The 19,805-nt window shown below is 73.9% G+C and carries 16 protein-coding genes and 1 pseudogene; 9 read left to right on the forward strand and 8 right to left on the reverse strand.

Going from position 1 to position 19,805, the window contains the following annotated elements:
* Window positions 1-46: 46 nt before the first annotated feature.
* The 3 genes from GA0074694_RS03815 to GA0074694_RS03825 all read right to left on the reverse strand — a co-directional run bounded on the left by GA0074694_RS03815 (window position 47) and on the right by GA0074694_RS03825 (window position 2,750).
* Window positions 47-1,051 (reverse strand): inorganic phosphate transporter, encoded by a 1,005-nt coding sequence (locus GA0074694_RS03815; protein ID WP_091452486.1) that lies wholly within the window; start codon window positions 1,049-1,051, stop codon window positions 47-49.
* Between the two features lie 4 nt (window positions 1,052-1,055).
* Window positions 1,056-1,682 carry a DUF47 domain-containing protein gene (locus GA0074694_RS03820; protein ID WP_091452489.1) on the reverse strand — a complete coding sequence of 209 codons (627 nt, stop codon included), beginning with the start codon at window positions 1,680-1,682 and terminating at the stop codon, window positions 1,056-1,058.
* A gap of 120 nt (window positions 1,683-1,802) precedes the next feature.
* The gene (locus GA0074694_RS03825) at window positions 1,803-2,750 is read right to left on the reverse strand and encodes a PPK2 family polyphosphate kinase (protein ID WP_176737764.1); all 948 of its coding nucleotides are present in this window, start codon (window positions 2,748-2,750) and stop codon (window positions 1,803-1,805) included.
* A 152-nt stretch (window positions 2,751-2,902) separates the two neighbouring features.
* On the opposite strand from GA0074694_RS03825, the gene sigJ reads away from it, so the two are divergent.
* Window positions 2,903-3,823 (forward strand): RNA polymerase sigma factor SigJ, encoded by a 921-nt coding sequence (gene sigJ, locus GA0074694_RS03830; RefSeq protein WP_091452497.1) that lies wholly within the window; start codon window positions 2,903-2,905, stop codon window positions 3,821-3,823.
* Between the two features lie 4 nt (window positions 3,824-3,827).
* Here sigJ and GA0074694_RS03835 read toward each other — a convergent pair whose 3' ends face one another.
* A complete protein-coding gene (locus tag GA0074694_RS03835; protein WP_091452500.1) occupies window positions 3,828-4,334 on the reverse strand; it encodes a DUF402 domain-containing protein in 507 nt (168 codons plus the stop codon).
* A 137-nt stretch (window positions 4,335-4,471) separates the two neighbouring features.
* Here GA0074694_RS03835 and GA0074694_RS03840 point away from each other — a divergent pair, with 137 nt between their 5' ends.
* On the forward strand, window positions 4,472-6,616 hold the full coding sequence (locus GA0074694_RS03840; protein WP_091452503.1) for an ATP-dependent DNA helicase: 2,145 nt from the start codon (window positions 4,472-4,474) through the stop codon (window positions 6,614-6,616).
* Between the two features lie 56 nt (window positions 6,617-6,672).
* Here GA0074694_RS03840 and GA0074694_RS03845 read toward each other — a convergent pair whose 3' ends face one another.
* Complete coding sequence (locus GA0074694_RS03845) at window positions 6,673-8,028, reverse strand: AI-2E family transporter (protein ID WP_091452506.1); 1,356 nt, start codon at window positions 8,026-8,028, stop codon at window positions 6,673-6,675.
* A gap of 126 nt (window positions 8,029-8,154) precedes the next feature.
* Between GA0074694_RS03845 and GA0074694_RS03850 the strand changes: the two genes are divergently transcribed.
* Complete coding sequence (locus GA0074694_RS03850) at window positions 8,155-8,493, forward strand: GroES family chaperonin (RefSeq protein WP_091452508.1); 339 nt, start codon at window positions 8,155-8,157, stop codon at window positions 8,491-8,493.
* Window positions 8,494-8,594: 101 nt separating this feature from the next.
* Window positions 8,595-8,762: a hypothetical protein gene (locus GA0074694_RS31365; RefSeq protein WP_176737765.1), complete on the forward strand. Its 168-nt coding sequence runs from the start codon at window positions 8,595-8,597 to the stop codon at window positions 8,760-8,762.
* A 26-nt stretch (window positions 8,763-8,788) separates the two neighbouring features.
* Here GA0074694_RS31365 and GA0074694_RS03855 read toward each other — a convergent pair.
* Both GA0074694_RS03855 and GA0074694_RS03860 read right to left on the reverse strand, forming a co-directional pair.
* Window positions 8,789-10,301 (reverse strand): annotated as a pseudogene (locus tag GA0074694_RS03855) (PrsW family intramembrane metalloprotease); the annotation flags it as partial.
* 60 nt (window positions 10,302-10,361) lie between these two features.
* Window positions 10,362-11,612 (reverse strand): FUSC family protein, encoded by a 1,251-nt coding sequence (locus tag GA0074694_RS03860; protein ID WP_091452514.1) that lies wholly within the window; start codon window positions 11,610-11,612, stop codon window positions 10,362-10,364.
* Between the two features lie 178 nt (window positions 11,613-11,790).
* Between GA0074694_RS03860 and GA0074694_RS03865 the strand changes: the two genes are divergently transcribed.
* Window positions 11,791-12,441, forward strand: a complete 651-nt coding sequence (locus GA0074694_RS03865) for an HD domain-containing protein (RefSeq protein ID WP_091452517.1) — start codon at window positions 11,791-11,793, stop codon at window positions 12,439-12,441.
* Between the two features lie 96 nt (window positions 12,442-12,537).
* Window positions 12,538-13,938: an FAD-binding oxidoreductase gene (locus GA0074694_RS03870; RefSeq protein ID WP_091452520.1), complete on the forward strand. Its 1,401-nt coding sequence runs from the start codon at window positions 12,538-12,540 to the stop codon at window positions 13,936-13,938.
* 21 nt (window positions 13,939-13,959) lie between these two features.
* Here GA0074694_RS03870 and GA0074694_RS03875 read toward each other — a convergent pair whose 3' ends face one another.
* Window positions 13,960-15,774, reverse strand: a complete 1,815-nt coding sequence (locus GA0074694_RS03875; protein WP_091458613.1) for a glycerol-3-phosphate dehydrogenase/oxidase — start codon at window positions 15,772-15,774, stop codon at window positions 13,960-13,962.
* A gap of 81 nt (window positions 15,775-15,855) precedes the next feature.
* Between GA0074694_RS03875 and GA0074694_RS03880 the strand changes: the two genes are divergently transcribed.
* The 3 genes from GA0074694_RS03880 (at window position 15,856) to GA0074694_RS03890 (ending at window position 19,694) form a co-directional block, all read left to right on the forward strand.
* A complete protein-coding gene (locus GA0074694_RS03880) occupies window positions 15,856-18,273 on the forward strand; it encodes a S8 family serine peptidase (protein ID WP_091452523.1) in 2,418 nt (805 codons plus the stop codon).
* A gap of 142 nt (window positions 18,274-18,415) precedes the next feature.
* Window positions 18,416-19,366 carry a GNAT family N-acetyltransferase gene (locus tag GA0074694_RS03885; RefSeq protein WP_091452526.1) on the forward strand — a complete coding sequence of 317 codons (951 nt, stop codon included), beginning with the start codon at window positions 18,416-18,418 and terminating at the stop codon, window positions 19,364-19,366.
* Between the two features lie 91 nt (window positions 19,367-19,457).
* On the forward strand, window positions 19,458-19,694 hold the full coding sequence (locus GA0074694_RS03890; protein ID WP_377464921.1) for a hypothetical protein: 237 nt from the start codon (window positions 19,458-19,460) through the stop codon (window positions 19,692-19,694).
* Window positions 19,695-19,805: the final 111 nt, after the last annotated feature.

Genomic DNA, 19,805 nt, shown 5'->3' on the forward strand with positions numbered 1-19,805 from the left:
GACACCCGAGCCGTGCGTCGCAGCACCCGAGCCGTGCCCGGCGGCCTCAGCTGAAGAGGGGGCGGGCCAGGAAGTACATGAGGGCGCCGATGCTGCCGGCGGCCGGGAAGGTGAGGATCCAGGCGCCGACGATGTTGCCGGCCACGCCCCAGCGGACGGCGGAGAGCCGCTTGGTCGCGCCGACACCCATGATCGCCGAGGTGATGGTGTGGGTGGTGGAGATCGGGGCGCCGAGCACCAGGGCGTTGAAGTAGAGCACGCCGCTGGCGACGGTCTCGGCGGCGAAGCCCTCCGGCGGCTTCAGGTCGATGATCTTCCGACCGAGGGTACGGATGATCCGCCAACCACCGGCGTACGTACCGGCGGCGAGCACCGCCGCCGACGTCCAGAACGCCCACTCGGGGATGAAGCCGGGGTCGTCCTGGTATCCACCGACGTAGAGGGCGAGCACCACGATGCCGATGGTCTTGGCGGCGTCCTGCATGCCGTGCCCGACCGACATCGCGGCGGCGGAGGCGGTCTGTGCCCAGCGGAAGCCCCGGTTCAGCTTGCCCGGGTGCCCCTTCCGGAAGATCCACTGCACCGCGATCATCACGATGTAGCCGAGCAGGAAGCCGATCATCGGGGAGAGCACCATCGGGATGATCACGCTCTCGCCGATGCCGCTCCAGAGCACCGTGCCGGAGGCGGCGATGGTCGAGCCGACCAGGCCACCGATGAGCGCGTGCGAGGAGGACGACGGGAGCCCGAAGTACCAGGTGATCAGGTTCCAGGTGATCGCGCCGATCACCCCGGCGAAGACGATGCCGAGACTGGCCGTACCGGTGGGGAGCTTGACCAGGCCGCTGCCGACGGTCTTGGCCACCTCGGCGCCGAAGTGGGCGCCGATGAAGTTGCCGACCGCGGCCATGGCCAGGGCGACCCGGGGTGTCAGCGCCCGGGTGGAGATGCTGGTCGCGATCGCGTTGGCGGCGTCGTGGAAGCCGTTGGTGTAGTCGAACGCCAGGGCCACCGCGATCACCGCCAGCACGGCGATGAGTTCGGGAGTCACAGGATCAGGACTCCTTGACCGCGATGGTCTCGACGGTGTTGGCCACGTGCTCGAAGGCGTCGCAGGCGGCCTCCAGCTCGTCGGCGACCTCCTTCATCTTCAGCACGGTCAGCGCGTCGTACTCGCCGGAGAAGAGGCGGACCAGCAGCATCCGGTACGCCTGGTCGCCGTCGTTCTCCAGCCGGTTGCACTCGATCCAGTAGTCCTCGAGGTCCTTCATCGACTTGAGTCGGGGCATCGCGTCGGCGGTCAGCCGGGCCTGCTGGTCGAGGACGTTGACCAGCTCGTGCATCTCGCGCGGCAGCGACGGCAGTTTGGTGAGGCCGTACAGGTAGAGCAGGTTGCCGACCGCCTCCAGGTGGTCCATCACGTCGTCCAGCAGCGACCCGAGGCGGTAGATGTCCTCCCGGTCGAAGGGGGTGATGAAGGTGGAGTTGATCTTTTTGTACAGATCGTGGGTGATCTGGTCGCTGTCGTGCTCCACCTCGGTCAGGCGCTCACTGACCGACTGGACGTCGACGCCCGGCAGGGCCAGCTCGTTGAGCAGCTCCGTACCCCGCACCAGGTTCTGCGCGGCCCTGGTGAAGAGCTCGTAGAAGGCGCCCTCGGAAGGGCGGAAGGAAAACTTCACAGCACGGACCTCGTCGTGTCGATGGAAGGGTGACGGGCGCCCGGGGAAAGGCACTGCCCAGCGCATGCTAGGGAAGGTTCAGGAGCCGGAAAATGCCGGCCCACCCCGGTCGGACGTCATTCATGCATCGTTCACCTGCCGTTCACCTTCATCCGCCCACCCGGACAGCAGTCGCGCCCGCTCACGCGCGAGATCGACGGTCGGCGGCGGATACCCCAGGTCGAGCGTGGCGAACGTCTCACGTAACAGATGGGCCACCGCCCAGTCGCGGTACCACTTCCGGTCCGCCGGGACGACGTACCAGGGGGCGGCGTCGGTCGCGCAGCGGGTCAGCGCCTCGGCGTACGCGGCCTGGTAGTCGTCCCAGCGGGCGCGGGCGTCGGTGTCGGCGGGATCGTACTTCCAGTGCTTGCTCGGGTCGGTCAGCCGCTGGAGCAGTCGCTCACGCTGCTCGTCCTTCGAGATGTGCAGCATCACCTTGACCAGGGTCACCCCCTCGGCGACCGACTCCTGCTCGAAGGCGTTGATCTCGTCGTAGCGCTGCCGCAGGATCTCCTCCGGGGCCAGCGTCTCGACCCGGCCGATCAGCACGTCCTCGTAGTGCGACCGGTTGAAGATCCCGACGTGTCCGGCGGGCGGCAGGGCCCGGCGGATCCGCCACAGGAAGCGGTGCTGCAACTCCTCGTCGGTCGGCGGCCCGAAGGAGGTGATCCGCAGCCCGAGCGGGTTCATCGCGCCGGCCACCCGCTTCACCGTGCCGTCCTTGCCGCCGCAGTCCATCGCCTGGAGCACCAGCAGCACCCGGCGGTCGTCGGCCGGGTCGGCCTTGACCGAGGCGAAGAGCATCTCCTGCTGTCGCGCCAGCTCCGCGCCGACCAGCCGCACCTGCGCCCGGCACCACGACTTGCGGTCCGGACCGGTCACCGTGGGACCGGGCAGGCCGGGTGTGGCGCGCGGATCGATCGCGGCGAGATCGACCGGGGAGGCGCCACCGGGCGCCACCCGGAGCCGCTGCCGGATCGCACCGCCGGCCGGAGGGACGATGTCGGACACTTCGGGTGCGCTCATCCTGCGATCATCACCCAGGCCGCCGCCGCCCGCCCGTCGAGCGCCGTCTCCGCCACCCGTACGACCCGGCCGGTACGGTTGCCGGCCACCCGGGCGGACCGCGAGCGGCACCGGTACGGCAGGGTGGGGACGGACGGGGACGAGGAGGCGACGTGGACGACCTGGCGACCGGTTTCGAGGCGGAACGGGCACGGCTGACGGCGCTGGCGCACCGGATGCTCGGCAGCCGCGCCGAGGCCGAGGACGCCGTCCAGGAGACCTGGCTGCGGTGCGCCGCCGCGCTCGCCGACCCGGCCGCCCGCGCGCAGATCCACGAGCTGCCCGCCTGGCTGACCACGGTCTGCGCCCGGATCTGCCTGGACGTGCTCCGCTCCGCCCGGCACCGGCGGGAGACCTACCCGGGGCAGTGGTTGCCCGAGCCCGTGGTGACCCCGCTCGCCGACGGCTTCGCACCCGACCCGGTCGAGCGGGTCACCCGCGCCGACCAGGTCGGCACCGCCCTGCTGGTGGTCCTGGAACGGCTCACCCCGGAGCAGCGGGTGGCCCTGGTGCTGCACGACGTCTTCGCCGTGCCGTTCGAGGCGGTCGCGGAGGTGCTCGGGACCACCCCGGCCGCCGCCCGGCAGCTCGCGTCCCGGGCGCGGCGGGCGGTCGACGCGGACGGCGTACCACGGCACCGGGCCGACCGGGCCGAACAGCGCCGGCTGGTCGAGGCGTTCCTCGCCGCCAGTGAGTCCGGCGAGCTGGCCGGCCTGCTCCGGGTGCTCGCGCCCGACGTGGTGCTGGTCGGCGACAGCGGCGGCCACTTCCCGGCGGCCCGGCGGCCGATCCTCGGCGCGGACGCGGTGGCCCGCTTCGTGCTCGGCGTCTTCGGCCCGGACGGCCGGTACGCGGGCCGGACGCGGTTCCGGCCGGTCCTGGTCGACGGCACCGTGGGCCTGTACGGCGAGGTTCCCTACTCCGACGGCCGGACGATCCGCACAGTGATCTCGTTCGCCGTACACGAGGGTCGGATCACCGGGCTGTTCAACCAGCTCAACCCGGATAAGCTGACCGCCTTGCCCCCGCTGTGACGGCTCAGACCACCAGGGCCAGCCACTTGCGGTACGACGTGGCGAACGGCTCGGTGCCGTCCCCCAGCGCCCCGAACAGCCAGCGTGCGGCGGCCTCCGCCGCCGTCACCACGTCCTCCGGGTAGCCGAACCGGACCCGGTGCTCGGCGAACTCGTCCTCGTCGCGCAGCTCGACCAGGCCGGTGGCCCGCCGCCGCACCACGTCCAGGTCGAGGTCGACCAGGTGGACCGTGTCGGTGCCCTCCCACCGGGCCGGGCTGGCGATGTCGCAGTAGACCTCGCTGGTCCGCGGCGGCGGGTTGAACATCCCCGTCCACCAGGCGTGGTGCGGCACCAGCAGGACGAAGGGGATCTGCTCCACCGACGGGCGACCGTGGTAGATCGAGGCGGTGCCGGCGGTGACGCCGAGCCATACGCCCAGGTCGTCCTCGGCGAGCCGCCGGGCCGGGTAGTCGCGGTGGGCGCTGCCGTCGTACTTCCGGTAGATCACACGGACAACGTCGCTCGCCATGAATGGCAGCCTATCCCGTACCCCCCAAGAGACGCTCCACGGAAGGAACCCGCCGACACTGACCGATTCCGGACGGTGACCTCTGACACGAGGTCATCGACGCGAACCGTGTCGTCGGGTACGGGTACGGTCGCACGGTGACTCCGCCGCGCGCCGCCACCAGTTCCGCCAGCTCCCGCACCCGGCGCCGGGGGGCCCGGCCGAGCGGCGCGGAGCTGCTCGAAGCGGCCGTGGGCGCGGTGCCCGGCGGGTCGGCCCGGCCCGGGCAGCAGCAGATGGTCACCGCGATCGAGGAGTGCGTCGCCGCCCGGGAGCACCTGCTGGTGCAGGCCGGCACCGGCACCGGCAAGTCCCTGGGCTACCTCGCCCCGGCGCTGACCGTGGACGGGCCGGTGGTGGTCTCCACCGCCACCCTGGCCCTCCAGTCGCAGCTCGTCGAACGTGACCTGCCCCGGCTCGCCGAGGCGGTCGAGCCGCTGCTCGGTCGCCAGCCGACCTTCGCCGTCCTCAAGGGACGGCACCACTACCTCTGCCTGGCGCGGCTGGACAGCTCCAGTGAGGACGAGCCGGTGGACACCCTCTTCGACGCCCCGGCGGCGGGCTCCGGTGGCACCCGCTGGCTCGGTGAGGCGGGGCGGCTCGGCAAGCAGATCCAGCGGCTGCGGGACTGGGCGATGGAGACCGACACCGGCGACCGCGACGAACTCGACCCGGGCGTGGACGACCAGGCGTGGCGGCTGGTGTCGATGCCGGCGCGGGAGTGCGTCGGCGCCTCCCGTTGTTCGTTCGGCGCGGAGTGCTTTGCCGAGGCCTCGCGGGCGCGGGCCCGGGAGGCGGACATCGTGGTGACCAACCACAGCCTGCTCGCGGTGGACATGCTGGCCGGGCGGCACATCGTGCCGCCGCACAAGCTGCTGATCGTGGACGAGGCCCACGAGCTGGCCGACCGGGTCTCCTCGGCGGCCCAGGCCGAGCTGGTGCCCGAGCTGATCGACCGGGCCGCCCGGCGGGCCCGGCCGCTCCTCAAGCCGGAGGCCGCCGAGGCGCTCGGCGAGGCCGGCGACGCACTGGCGGTGGCGCTGACCGAGGCACCCGCGGGGCGGATCACCAACGGGCTGCCGGGGCCGCTGCGCGAGGCGTGCACCCTGCTGGACGCGGCGACCCGGGCCGCCCTGGACGCGATCGGCGACGTCAAGGCCGACGACCCGGACCCGGTGCGCAAGCAGCAGGCCAAGGCGGTGCTGGACGAACTCTCCACCACCGCGCAGCGGCTACTGGAGGAGGCCGACCACGACGTGGCCTGGGTGGAGAAGCCGGAGAACGGCAACCGGCGGGCCCTGGTGGTCGCGCCGCTCTCCGTCGCCGGCACCCTCGCCACCCACCTGTACGAGGAGCGCACCGTCGTCGCCACCTCGGCCACCCTGACCCTGGGCGGGCGGTTCGACACGGTGGCCCGGGCGCTCGGGCTGGAGGCCCCGCCGGCCACCGCGCCGTCGGCGGCGGCCAGCGCCCTGGCCACCGCCACCCAGCGGCCCGACCGGTCGGCTCCGGGCCGGGCGGGGGCCCCGGCGGACGCCCCGTCGGCCACCGCCGAACCGGCGACCGAGGGGCCGGGCTGGCGGTCGCTCGACGTGGGATCCCCCTTCGACTACGCCCGCCAGGGCATCCTCTACGTGGCCGCGCACCTGCCCCGGCCCAGCGTCTCCGGCCTGCCCGAGGCGGCCGGCGAGGAACTGCTCGCGCTGGTCGGCGCGCTCGGTGGGCGTACCCTTGGGCTCTTCTCGTCGCGACGGGCCGCGCAGCAGGCGGCGGAGCTGCTGCGGGCCCGCACCGACCTGCCGGTCCTGCTCCAGGGTGAGGAGTCCCTACCCCTGCTGGTACGCCGGTTCAAGGAGGAGCGGTCCAGCTGCCTGTTCGGGGTGATGTCGCTCTGGCAGGGGGTGGACGTGCCGGGCGACGCCTGTCAGCTCGTGGTGATCGACCGGCTGCCGTTCCCCCGACCGGACGAACCGCTCGCGGCGGCTCGGGCGGCGGCGGTGGACGCCGGGGGCGGGTCCGGCTTCGCGTCGGTCAGCGTGCCGATCGCCGCGATCCGGCTGGCCCAGGGCGTCGGGCGGCTGATCCGCTCCACCGGTGACCGGGGCGTGGTCGCCGTGCTGGACTCCCGGTTGGAGACGGCCCGTGGGTACGGGTCCTTCCTCCGCCGTTCGCTGCCACCGTTCTGGTACACCACCCGCCCGGAGGTCGCCCGGGGCGCCCTGGAGCGGCTCGGCCGTTCCTGAGGCGAGGCGATACGCCGGCCCCGGGTTCGCGGCGCGGGCGGCTACGGCGCGGGCGGCTACGGGGCCTTGGCGGCGACCACCACCGCGTCCGGCGGGGTGTCCGGCACCGTCCGGGCGGCGAGCCGGCGCACGGCGGTGTTCAGCACCGCGATCAGCGGAACCGACACCAGCGCACCGGTGATCCCGGCCAGCACCACACCGGCGGCGATACCGATGATCACCGCGAGCGGGTGGATGGCCACCGCCCGCCCCATGATCAGCGGCTGGAGGATGTGCCCCTCGACCTGCTGCACGCCGATCACCACGCCGAGGATGATCAGGGCGGTGACCACTCCACTGTCGACCAGGGCCACCAACACCGCGACCGTCCCGGAGAGGGTCGCGCCGACGATCGGGATGAACGCGCCGAGGAAGACCAGCGCCGCCAGCGGGAACGCGAACGGGACGTCGAAGACGACGAGGAAGATGCCGATGCCGACCGCGTCGATGAAGGCCACCAGCACGGTGGCACGGACGTAGGCGACCAGGGTCGACCAGGACGCCTGGCCGGCGTCGTCGACCTTCCAGCGGGCCGCGACCGGCAGCAGCCGGACCAGGAAACGCCAGATGACCCGTCCGTCCCGGAGAAAGAAGAAGGTCGCGAACACCACCAGCAGGGTGCCGGTGAGCAACTCGGCGACGGTCGCGGCGGTGGAGAGCGCGCCGCTGGTCAGCTGGTTGGTGTTGTCGTTCACCCACTGCTGACCCTCGTCGATGTAGCGGTCGAGCTGGCTGTCGCTCATGTGCAGCGGCCCGGTCTTCAACCAGTCCTGGATCTGCCGGACCCCCTGGGACGACTTCTTGCTCAGTTCCGGGACGCCCTTGATGAACTCGTTGACCACCAGGGTCAGCGTGCCGACCACCGCCGCCACCCCGCCCACCAGCACCACCGCCGTCGCGAGCGACCGGGGAAAGCGGGCCCGCAGCAGCCAGCCCACGGCCGGGGCGAGCAGCGCCGAGAGCAGCAGCGCCACGGCCAACGGGATGATCACGATGCGGATCTGGCTGACGATCCTCAGCAGTGCCCAGCCGACCAGCCCGACCACGAGCAGCCGCCACGACCAGGCGGCCCCGATCCGCAGCGCGTGCGGGACGTCCGCGTCGTCCCGGCTGGCGGTGGAGGAGTGCAGTGCCGCCGGGGTCTCCGCGCCGACCACCACCGCCGACGATGGGGCGACCGGCCCCGGGTTGTCCGGCGAGGCGACCCCCGACTCCGGTCCACCCTGCGCGGCGGGGACGGCGTCGGCACGGACGCGGTGGCGTTCCCGACCCGCCCGGACCGCGTCCCGTCCCGACTCGTACGCGTGACGGAGCCGTCCGCGTACCCGTTCCAAGCGGCTCACGCGCACCTCCAGGTAACCAACTGTTGTCATACGGTAACCACTGAACCGGAACCGTCGCCGAGGCCACGGTAGGCACGGTCCGCCACACCTTGCCCCCGCGCCGCACCCGGTAACCACCAGCGGGAGGGCACGCCCGGACACGGTAGCGTTCCTCCCGTGACCGCTGACCAGAATGGTGACCCCGGGCTGCCGATCCGTCTCCTGCACGACCGCGTGCTGGTGCGGCTGGAGGGGAACGAGGGTGAGCGCCGCTCCACCGCCGGCATCGTGATCCCGGCGACCGCGGCCGTGGGCAAGCGTCTCGCCTGGGCGACCGCGGTGGGCGTCGGGCCCAACGTCCGGTCCATCGTCTCCGGCGACCGCGTGCTCTTCGACCCCGACGACCGGTCCGAGGTCGAACTGCACGGCCGAGGTTACGTCCTGCTCCGCGAGCGGGACGTGCACGCCGTCGCCGCCGAACGGGTCGAACCCGACTCGACCGGCCTGTACCTCTAGCTCGACGTCCTCCCCCACCGACCGGGCAGCCGCCCGGTCGGTGCTCGTTTGCGCCCTGCGACGGCGGGAAGCCAGGCACGTCCACGCCCCGGGGAGGGACGATGCCGGTTTTCCTGAAGAAGCTGCTGATCTGGGGAGGCGTCGCCTTCCTGATCTACTTCATGGCGTTCCGGCCGCAGGGGGCGGCAGAGATGTTCAAGGCCATCGGGGTCGCCCTCCTGGCCATCGCCGCCGGCCTGGGCGACTTCCTGAGCAGCCTGCTGACCTGACACCGCCCCCGACGACCAGATCGAGGCCGTCCCGGGGGCGGATCAGCGGTGGGGCGGCCAGGGGGCGACCGGCGGGGGTGGGCCGTACCAGGCGGGAGGACCGGGGAGGTGGACCGGCGGGGGCGGTGGCGCGAGCACCACCGGGATCGGCACCACCGGCTCGTCCGGCGGGTCGACCGGACGCTGCTGGCCGTCCGGGAAACGCAGGTGGTAGCGCTCCCCGTCCCAGATCCCGACCGGGGCGTACGGATCCCGCCCCACGAAGAACGCCCGGTACGCGCTGATCGTGTCCAGCAGGTGCCGCTCCTCGGCGAGGGCCCGCTGCCGGTCGGCCGGACGAGCGTCCAGGCCCCGCCGCATGCCGTCGCGCAGCAGGGCCAGCCGGGTGGCGGAGAACTGGTACTCCCGCATCGCCTTTACCGCGCGGTCGCCCCCGACCCGGCGGGCCCAGCTCCGGGCCGCGTGCCGGCGGCCGAGGCTGCCCAGCGCGGCCACCTCGGGCGGGGTGAGCCAACCGGCACGGACGTAGTCGGGCAGGATGCGCTCGGTCAGCCGGCCCTCCCAGGCCCGCAACCAGACCGCCAGCCCGACCATGGCGAAGAAGATCGGCACCATCACGCCGATGTAGCCGTAGAGGGCGACCAGGGGCTGCCCGATGGCCAGGGACAGCGACGGCAGGAAGTTCCAGGCGCCGTGCAGCATCATCGCCAGCAGCAGCCCGGCGATCGGGGCGAGCACGCGGACCCGACGGTCGGCGGTCCGGGCGGCGATGCCCAGCCCCACCCCGGTCATCGCGGTGAAGAGGGGGTGGGCGAACCCGAAAATCAGGATCCGGACGATGAAGGTCAGCAGGACCTGCTGCGCGCCGGTGGCCGGGCCGTACTCCTCGACACCGGTGCGGTAGCCGTACCCGCCCAGGTAGAGGATGTTCTCCACCATGGCGAACCCGACCGCGGAGAGCCCGCAGTAGACCAGCCCGTCGGTGATGCCGGACCACTCCCGCCGCCGGAAGATCAGCAGCAGGATCGGCCCGAGGGCCTTGGTCAGTTCCTCGATGAACGGGGCGCTGAACACGGCGGTGAGGGTTTCCGGCAGCCCCCAGTCGGCGAACCGGTCGGCGAAGAACCCGTTGACCTCGATCGACGCCGCCGTGGAGACGAACGCCCCCCAGGCGAAGCAGAAGAGAAGGTACTTCAGCGGCTCCGGCTCGTACCGGTCGAGCCACAGGAAACAGGTCACCAGCACCGGGACCGGCAGGATCGCGGCGACCAGGCCGACCAGCAGCGCCTCCGCGCCCAGGCTCTCGCCGAGCGTGAACAGCATGAAGACCGCGCAGGCGGCGATGAGCAGGATCGCGCCGGCCAGCACCACGTACCGCCACCAGGTGCGACGCCGGTACGGCAGCGGCACGCCGGGCGGTCCGCCCAACGGGGTGAGGGCGGGGCTCGGCGGCGAGGGAGCAGCCGGGGTGGCTCCGCCGGACGGGGTGTCGGCCATGCGGTCAGCGTAGCCACCCCGCACCGGACCGGCCGGGCGCATTCGGTACCGGTGACGCGTCCGTCGGACGCGGGTGGCCACCGCGCCACCGGAGCCCGGTGGTCAGGGCGGCGGGGGCGGGGCGGGCCGGGGCGGGGCGGGCCGCCCGGCGCTCTCCTGTTCACCGAAGGAGGCCCGGATCAGTCGGTTGGCCTCCTCCTGTTCCAGGCCGGAGGCGACCATCAGGTCGCTGGCCGTGGTGCGCACCTGCGCCACCACCACGCTGCCGGAGAAGCCCACCCCCTGCGTGTACGCCCGGCCGGCCTCGCTGACCGCGCGCAGGGAGCGTTCCCGGCTGTCCTGCGGTTCCGCCCCGACGGCGAACTCGTGCCGGAGCAGCCGGACCGACTCGGCGAGGTGCCCGATCGCGTCGGGCAGCGGGTCGGGCACCGGTTCCCCGTCCTCGATCATGGTGACCGCCCGGCGGATCAACGTGCCGCTGTTGCGCATCGCCCGGTCGACCGGCACGGCGGCCTCCGCGTAGTGGGCCAGCTCGTCGCGCCGGTGCCAGCGGGCCGGGGAGATGGTGATGGTCTCCTTCGCCCCCTCGATCGCCTCGGCGAAGGCGGTCAGCTCCTCGTGGTTGGCCCGGAGCCGCTCCAGCGCCCCCTGGCACCGGTCCCGGTCCCGGTCCCGGATTCCCTGCGCCGCCCGGTCGAGCTGGTCGGCGAGCAGGTCCAGGGCCGGGCGGGCGGCCCGGTTGATCACGCGGAGTGGGTTGAGCGGCAGCAGCACCGCCGTGACCAGCAGCGCGATGCCACCACCGACGAAGGCATCCACGAACCGGGGGATCTCCAGGTTCTCGGTGGACGGGCTGAGCGTGGCGATCAGCACGGCCGTCGCCGCCGCCTGGATGACCACCGCGGCGCTGCCACCGAGGAAAGTCGAGAGGACGACGGCGAGGATCACCACGAGGGCGAGCTGCCAGGGCCCGGTCCCGAGGAAGTAGATGAGCACGTCGCCGATGAGCACCCCGATGGCCACCCCGAGGATCAGCTCGACCGTCCGGCGCATCCGCTGGCCCACCGAGGCGGCCAGCGTGCCGACCGCCGAGATCGGCGCGAAGACCGGTTCGGGGTTGCCGAGCAGCTCGTGCGCGGCCAGCCAGGCCAACGCCGCCGCCAGCCCGGCCTGCAAGGCGAGCACCATCGCGCTGCGTACCCGGTGCAGCCGGTCGCGGAGAGTGGCGTGCCCCCGGTGCCGCAACTCGGACATGGCGCCGGCGATCCGGGCGCTGTCGACGTCGACCAGCCCGTCCCGTAGCCGCCCGGTGCGATGCCTCAGGACACGGCGACGGTTACGGGCAACAGCCATGGGCGGGACTACCCGCGCCGGGGCGGGTGAATCCTGCCACCGTGCCGCTGGCGGCGGTGGTGCCGCTCGCTCCCCGGGTGTTTGCAGGGGCACCCTGCTCACGCTTTCTGCATTGCAGGGTGCCCCTGCAAACACCTCGTGCCCCTGCAAACATCTCGGCGTACGGCACACTGCATCCGTGGAGACGCTGGTGCGACGGTGGCGGGCGGCGGCCCGGGGAGCGGGTGCCCCGGACACGGACGCGTTGACCCGGGCCGGGGAGGAACTGCTCGCCCGGTGGCGGGAGCCGCAACGGCACTACCACACCGTGACGCACCTGACCGCCGTGCTGGACGTGGTCGACGCGTACGCCGGGCACGCCGACCGGCCCGACCTGGTCCGGCTCGCCGCCTGGTGCCACGACGCGGTCTACGACCCGCACGCCACCGGGGACGCCAACGAGCGCGACAGCGCCGCGCTGGCCGGTACCCTGCTCACCGCTCTGGGGATGCCGGCCGGCGCGGTGGCCGAGGTCGGCCGGCTGGTGCTGCTCACCGCCGGGCACGGGGTCGCCCCCGACGACCGCGACGGGGCCCTGCTCTGCGACGCCGACCTGGCGATCCTCGGGGCCGACCCGCAGCGGTACGACGATTACGCCGCACACGTCCGCCGGGAGTACGCGCACGTGCCCGAACCGGCGTTCCGGGCCGGCCGGGCCCGGGTACTGGCGGGTCTGCTCGCCCTGCCGGCCCTGTTCCGTCTTCCCGAGCCGGCGCAGCGGTGGGAGGCCGCGGCGCGGGCGAACCTGACCCGGGAGCTGGTCGCCCTGCGGTCCGCCGCACGGGCCTGAGGGGGACGCCGGCCGCCCTGCGGTCCGCCGCGCGGGCCGGTCCGGGTGCTGGCCGCACTGTGGTCTGCGAGCTGGGCCGACGCTAACCTCTCCTGCATGCCCGCCACCCCTCTCCTCGACGAACTGCGCGCCGCGCTCGGTGGGACCGCCGTGCTGACCGACCCGGACCTGCTGCGGATGCACCAGCGGGACGAGGCCGACCTCTGCGCCGCCGGTACCCCGCTGGTCGTGGTCCGCCCGCGGGACACCGCAGGGGTGGTCGCGGTGGTCCGCGCGGCGGCGCGGCACGGCGTACCGGTGGTGCCGCAGGGCGCACGGACCGGACTGGCCGGTGCGGCGAACGCGGTCGACGGCGCGGTGGTGCTGAGCACCTCGGCGATGGACGCCATCCTGGAGATCGACCCGGTCAGCCGGCTCGCCGTGGTGCAGCCCGGGGTGGTCAACGCCACCCTGGCCGGCGCGGTCCGCCGGGAGGGGCTCTACTACCCGCCCGACCCGGGCTCCTGGGAGTCGTCCACCATCGGCGGCAACGTCGCCACCAACGCCGGTGGGATGTGCTGCGTGAAGTACGGCGTGACCACCGAGTACGTGCTCGGCCTGGAGGTGGTGCTCGCCACCGGCGAGGTGCTGCGCACCGGGCGGCGCACCGCCAAGGGCGTCGCCGGGTACGACCTGACCCGCCTCTTCGTCGGCTCGGAGGGGACCCTCGGGATCATCACCGAGGTGACCCTGGCGCTGCGCCCCGCCCCGGAGGAGTCGCTGACCCTGGTGGCGGTCTTCGACTCCACCGCCGACGCCGGCACGGCGGTCGCCGGCATCGCCGCGCAGGGGTTGAGCCCGAGCCTGCTGGAACTGCTCGACCGCACCCACCTCGAGGCGATCGAGGCGTACCAGCCGATGGGGCTGCGCACCGACGCCGAGGCGCTGCTGCTCGCGGCGGCCGACACCGGCCCCCGGGCCGCCGAGGACCTGGCCCGGCTGGAGAAGATCTGCGAGGCAGCCGGCGCGTCCGAGGTGTACGTCGCCACCGACGCCGTGGAGGCGGCGGCGCTGCTCCAGGCCCGCCGACTGGCGCACCCGGCGATGGAGGCGTTCGCCGCCCGGTCGTACCCGGAGGGCAACGGCGGTCTGGTGATCGACGACGTGGCGGTGCCGCGCGGCGCGCTCGCCGCGCTGCTCGACGGGGTGGCCCGGATCGCCGCCGAGTGTGACGTGCCGATCGGCGTGGTCGGGCACGCCGGCGACGGCAACATGCACCCCAACATCGTGGTCGACCGGGCCGACCCGGCCAGCCTGGAGCGGGGTCGCCGGGCCTTCGACGAGATCATGCGGCTCGGCCTGGAACTGGGCGGCACCTGCACCGGCGAGCACGGGGTGGGCCTGCTCAAGCGGGAGTGGCTGGCCCGCGAGATCGGCCCGGTCGGCGTCCGGGTGCACCACGCGATCAAGGCGGCGCTCGACCCGGACGGCCTGTTCAACCCGGGCAAGGTGCTCTGACCGCAGGGGCCCGCGGCAGGGTCAGTACGGGGCGGGCAGTCCGCTCAGGTCGCTGTCCGTGCCCCGGTCGGCGGCGAAGCCCCGGACGTCGGGCGCGCCGAGCCGGGCCGCGTCGGCGGTGGCGTCGTCCGGCATCCGCTGCGACTGCCGTTCCGCCTCCACCCGGGCCCGGTAGTGCGCGACCTCGCGGGCCCGCACGTCGGCGTCCCAGCCCAGCACCGCGCCCATCAGCTCGGCCGTGTGCTCCACCGACTCCAGCCCCCGGTGGCTGGTCTCGAAGGAGATCCGGGTACGTCGGGTCAGCACGTCCTCCAGGTGCAGCGCGCCCTCCGCCTGGGCCGCGTAGGTGACCTCGGCGGCCAGGTACTCGGGGGCACCGGCGAGCGGGGCGGCGAGCAGCGGATCCGCCGCGATCAGGGCGAGCAGGTCCAGGGTGAGGCTGCCGTACCGCTCCAGCAGGTGTTCCACCACGCCGACCGGCACCCCGTGGCGGCGGGCCAGGTCGGCCCGGTCCCGCCACATCGCCGCGTACCCGTCCGCGCCGAGCAGCGGCAGGTCGGCGGTGCGGGAGGGCCGGACGTTGCCGAGCCGGCGGGCGGCCCGGTCGACCACGTCGCCGGCCATCACCCGGTACGTCGTGTACTTCCCACCGGCCACCAGCAGCAGCCCGAGCATCGGCTCGACCACGGCGTGCTCGCGGGAGAGCTTCGAGGTGGAATCCGCCTCGCCGGAGAGCAGCGGGCGCAGCCCGGCGTAGACGCCCTCGATGTCGGCGGTGGTCAACGGCTTGTCCAGCACCAGGTTGACCTGCTCCAGCAGGTATTCGATGTCGCGCGCGGAGGCGGCCGGGTGGGACCGGTCCAGCCGCCAGTCCGTGTCGGTGGTGCCGATGATCCAGTGCCCGCCCCACGGGATGACGAAGAGCACCGACGTCGGCGTCCGCAGGATCAGCCCGGCCTCGCCGGTGATCGCCGAGCGGGGCACCACCAGGTGCACCCCCTTGGAGGCGCGGACCCGCACCCCGGGGCGGAGTCCCACGTCGTTGAGCATCCGGGACATGTCGTCGCTCCACACCCCGGTGGCGGCGATGACCGTACGGGCGTGCACCTCGAACTCGGCGCCCGGTGAGCCGGGCGGTGCCTCCAGGTCACGGACCCGCACCCCGGTCACCTCCCGGGCCTGCCGGATCAGACCGACCGCGCGGGCGCTGGTCACCATCGTCGCGCCGAGGCTCGCCGCGGTGCGGGCCAGGGTGACCACCAGTCGGGCGTCGTCCACCTGCCCGTCGAAGTAGCGGATCGCGCCGGCCACCTTGTCGGGCCGCAGGCTGGGGAAGACCCGCCGGGTGCCCTCCCGGGTCAGGTGCCGGTGCAGCGGCATGCCCCGACCGCCGCCGAAGAGGCCGGCGAAGACGTCGTACGCGGCCACGCCGGTGCCGTAGTAGGCCCGCCGCCAGGCGCGGGCCGGCAGGTCGCGCACCCCGCCGCCGTCCGGCAGCGGCACCAGGATCGGCACCGGACGGACCAGGTGCGGCGCGAGCCGGGTGGCGAGCAGCCCCCGCTCGGTGAGCGCCTCGTGCACCAGGCCGAACTCCAACTGCTCCAGGTAGCGCAGGCCACCGTGGATCAGCTTGCTCGACCGGCTGGAAGTGCCGGCGGCGAAGTCCCGCGCCTCGACCAGGGCGACCTTGAGGCCCCGGGACGCGGCGTCCAGCGCGGCACCCGCACCCGTCACCCCACCCCCGATGACCAGGACGTCGAACCGTTCGGCCCGAAGCCGGCGCAGGTCGGCGGCCCGCCGGACGGGCGACAGTTGACCGGCGGCGGCACGGGAGATGTTGGGGTCACGCACCCGTTCACGGTAACCGGGACCGACGGTCGGCGGCACGCCGCGGACCCGCCTGCGTACCGTACGGGCATGCAGCCCGTGTACCCGCCCGGTCCTCCCGTACCCCCGTTCGCGGCGGCCCCACCCGGGCCGTTGGCGGTGGTCGCGGCCGTTCTGGCCGGTTGCTGGACGGTCGCGGTGGTCCTGCTCCCCCAGGTCGTCGGGTGGGGTGCCGAGCAGGCGCTGCTCGCCAGCGGGCTCAACCGGCCGGTCTGGCTCTGGCCGGTGGTCTCCCTGGTCACCCTCGTCGCGGTCGGGGTGCCCGCGCTGCTGCTGGCCCTGGTGCCCCGCTCCGGGGCGGTCCGCGCCACCGGCCGGGCCTGGCTCGCCGGGTCGGTGGCGCTCGGCGTGCTCGGGCTGCTCCGGATGGTGCCGGCGGTGCACCACGAGGCGTACCTCGCCGCGCTCGCCCTGGTCGCCGCCCTGACCGCCGTGGTCGCCGCCCGCCTGCTCCGCAGCGACACCCCGGCCCTCGCCGACACCCCGGCCCCCGCCGACGGCCCATCCCCCGGCGGGGTCACCCCGCTCGCGGTCGCCGCCGGCCTGGCCCTGCTGCTGCCCTGGCTCTGGGTGGGCGCACTCGGCGGGCTGCTGGAGACGGTGCTCGCCGCCCTGGCCGCGGCGGCGGTCGGTCTCCTCGCCGGGGTCCTGCTCGACGCCGGGTTCTGGGCCCGCTTCGGTGCCGGTCGGCCCACCCGCCCGGCGCTGCTGGTGCTGTGCGGCGGCCTGGTCGCCGGGGTGACGCTGCTACTGCTCGTCGCCGGCACCGGCCACTCCGGTGCGCAGCTCGCCCCGCTGCTGACCCTCCCACCTGCCGGTTTCGTGCTCGGCGCACTCCAGGTGCCCACCGACCCACGCGGGCGGCCGACCGGCCGCGCCCCGGTGCGGTGGCTGGTCGGGCTGGGTGTGTTCGGTCCGCTGGCCTTCACCGACCCGGAGGAGGTCAGCCTGCTGCTGAGCACCACCCGGGACGTGCCGTTCTGGGTGATGGTCAGCGCCGGGACCGGGCTGGCCGTCGCGCTCGTGCTCGCGGTGGGGTACGGCGTGCTGCTGCCGCGCCGCGTGCCGGGGCGGCGGTTCGCCGTGGCCGCCGTCGCGGTCCTCGCGGTGGCGGGCGCCCTGGTGTACGCCGGCCCGGGCCAGCCGGGGCTGCACGGCGAACGCCTGCTGGTGGTGCTGCGGCAGCAGGCCGACCTGCGGGACGTGCCCGCCACCCCGGGCGTGGCCGGGCGGGACGCCCGGGTCCGCGAGGTCTACCGCCGGCTGGTCGACACCGCCGACCATACCCAGGCCGACCTGCGCCAGGATCTGGACCGGTTGCGACTGGCCCACACCCCGTACTACCTGGTCAACGCGATCGAGGTGGACGGCGGTCCAGCGGTGCGGGCCTGGCTCGCGAGCCGCCCCGAGGTGGACCGGGTGCTGGTCAGCCAACGGTTGCGTCCGCTTCCCGCGCCGGCCGGCACCAGCCGGGGCGACGCCGCCGGCCCCACCGGTCCCGAGTGGAACATCCGTCTGATCGGGGCGGACCGGGTCTGGTCGGAGCTGGACGTGGACGGCTCCGGTATCACCGTGGGCAGCTCGGACTCGGGCGTGGACGCGGGCCACCCGGCGCTTCAGGCCGGGTTCCGGGGCGGCGACGACTCCTGGTACGACCCGTGGGAGGGCAGCCGGTCCCCGCGGGACAAGGGCGGGCACGGCACCCACACCATGGGCAGCGCGGTGGGGCGGAACGGCATCGGGGTCGCGCCCGGCGCGAACTGGACCGGCTGCGTGAACCTCGACCGCAACCTCGGCAGCCCGGCACGTTACCTGGACTGCCTCCAGTTCATGCTGGCCCCGTTCCCGCCCGGCGGTGACCCGTTCACCGACGGCCGGCCCGAGCGGGCCCCACACGTGCTGACCAACTCGTGGGGCTGTCCGACGATCGAGGGCTGCGACCCGCACGTGCTGCGACCGGCCACCGCCGCCTTCGACGCGGCCGGGGTGTTCGTGGTGGCCGCGGCCGGCAACACCGGCCCGTACTGCGGGTCGATCGACGACCCGACGGCACCCTACGCGGACGTGTTCACGGTCGGCGCGGTGGACCGGTCCCGCCGGGTCACCGACTTCTCCAGCCGGGGACCGGTGCCGGGGGTCGCCAAACCGGACCTGGTCGCGCCGGGCGCGGCGGTACGCTCCGCGATGCCCGGCGGCGGGTACTCCGTGCTGGACGGCACGTCGATGGCGACCCCGCAGGTGGCCGGCGTGGTGGCGCTGATGTGGTCGGCCGATCCGGCGCTCGTCGGTGACCTGGACCGCACCCGGAGCATCCTGCGGGAGACCGCCACCCCGGTGGAGACGTCGCCGCAACCGGGCGGGGAGACCGGATCGTGCGGCGGCACCGCCAACGTCGCCGGAGCCGGTCTGGTCGACGCCTACGCCGCCGTCCGCGCCGCCCGGGTGTAAGGAGGGGTCCCTTGTTACCGCTTTTTGTGTAGGAAGGGCCCCCTGCAACCACCCAACCCAACCACCCAACCCACCCCGGCCGGCAGCCGTCGCCGCGGCAGTCGTTCACGTGCTGCCGTGCCATGGCCTAGGGTCGGCGACCATGGACGACGACCGGATCAGCGTGACCGAGCTGACCGACGACCGGCTGCCCGAGGTGGTCGCGCTCTGCCGCCGGGGACTGGACCTCCCCGAGGATGCCGTCGAGGCCGAGGCCATCGTGGACACCCTCTACCGGCGGGCGCGGGTCGGTCGGCCGGTGGTCGGGCTGCTGGCCGTACGCGGTAGGACGCTGGTCGGCGCACTGGTCTGTTCCGTACCCGAGCGGCCGGATCCGCCCGGGACGGCGGCGTACGGGTGCGTGGACCTGGTGGTGGTTGCGCCGGAGGAGCGGCGACGCGGCGTCGGGCGGACGCTGCTGGCGCACGCCGAACGACGGCTCGCCGAGTGGGGCGCGCGGGAGGTGCTGCTCGCCGGAAACCCGCCGTACTACGCCTGGCCGGGCGTTGACGTCCGCTACACCCCGGCGGTCTGCGCCGCGCTGGCGCTGGGCTACCGCCAGGACCGGACCGCCTGGAACATGACCGTCGACCTGTCGTACGACGACTCGCCGGCGCTGCGCTCCACCGCCGGGGCGGAGCAGCGGCTCGCCGCCGCGGGGGTGACGGTACGCCGGGCGCAGCCGGAGGACCTGCCGGCGCTGACCGGGTTCGCCCGGGACACCTTCGGCGGTGTCTGGGACGTCGAGCTGGCCGGCTCGGTGGGGCGTACCGGAGCGGGGTGTCATGCGGCGTGGCGCGACGGCACCGTGGTCGGTTTCGCCGCGTGGGGGTCGTCCCGGCCGAGCTGGTTCGGGCCGATGGGCACCGATCCGACGGCGGCCGGTTCGGGGATCGGCGGCGTGCTGCTGCGGCGGTGCCTGCGTGATCAGCGGGACGCCGGGATCGCACACGCCCAGATCGGCTGGGTGGGGCCGGTGCCGTTCTACGTGGGTAGCGCCGGTGCCCGGATCGAGCGGGTCTTCCTGCTCTACCGAAAGGACATCAGCTCCTAAAGCCCCCAACAACAGGCACGGATCCGAATAGTCCCGTTCCACCCCGGGCCACGCCCTGGACCTCCTACCGTTTCGGCAGGAGGAGGCAGTCATGAGGATGGACGACGAACCTGCCGACGACACCGCGCCGCTCGTCTGGGCACCCGTCGGCGACCCGCCCGGCCACCTACCGCTCGACTGGCTGGACTACGGCGACGCCGAACAACTGGTGGAGATGTCGGCCCCCGCCGAGCCGCCGTCCGGGGAACCGGTGGAGATGGTGGACGCGCCCCTCGGGGCCGACCCGCCGGACGACCGTCCGGGCCGACGACGGCCCCTGCCGACGTGACCGGACCGGGACTTGAGGCCGGTGCGGCGAGGAGCACGATCGGCCGGGTGGACACCCGGGCCGGGCAAGGCGGAAGGGGCGGACCGCTGACGCGGTCCGCCCCTTCGGCGT

Origin of the sequence: Micromonospora inyonensis (genome assembly GCF_900091415.1) — a bacterium.
GTDB lineage: Bacteria > Actinomycetota > Actinomycetes > Mycobacteriales > Micromonosporaceae > Micromonospora > Micromonospora inyonensis.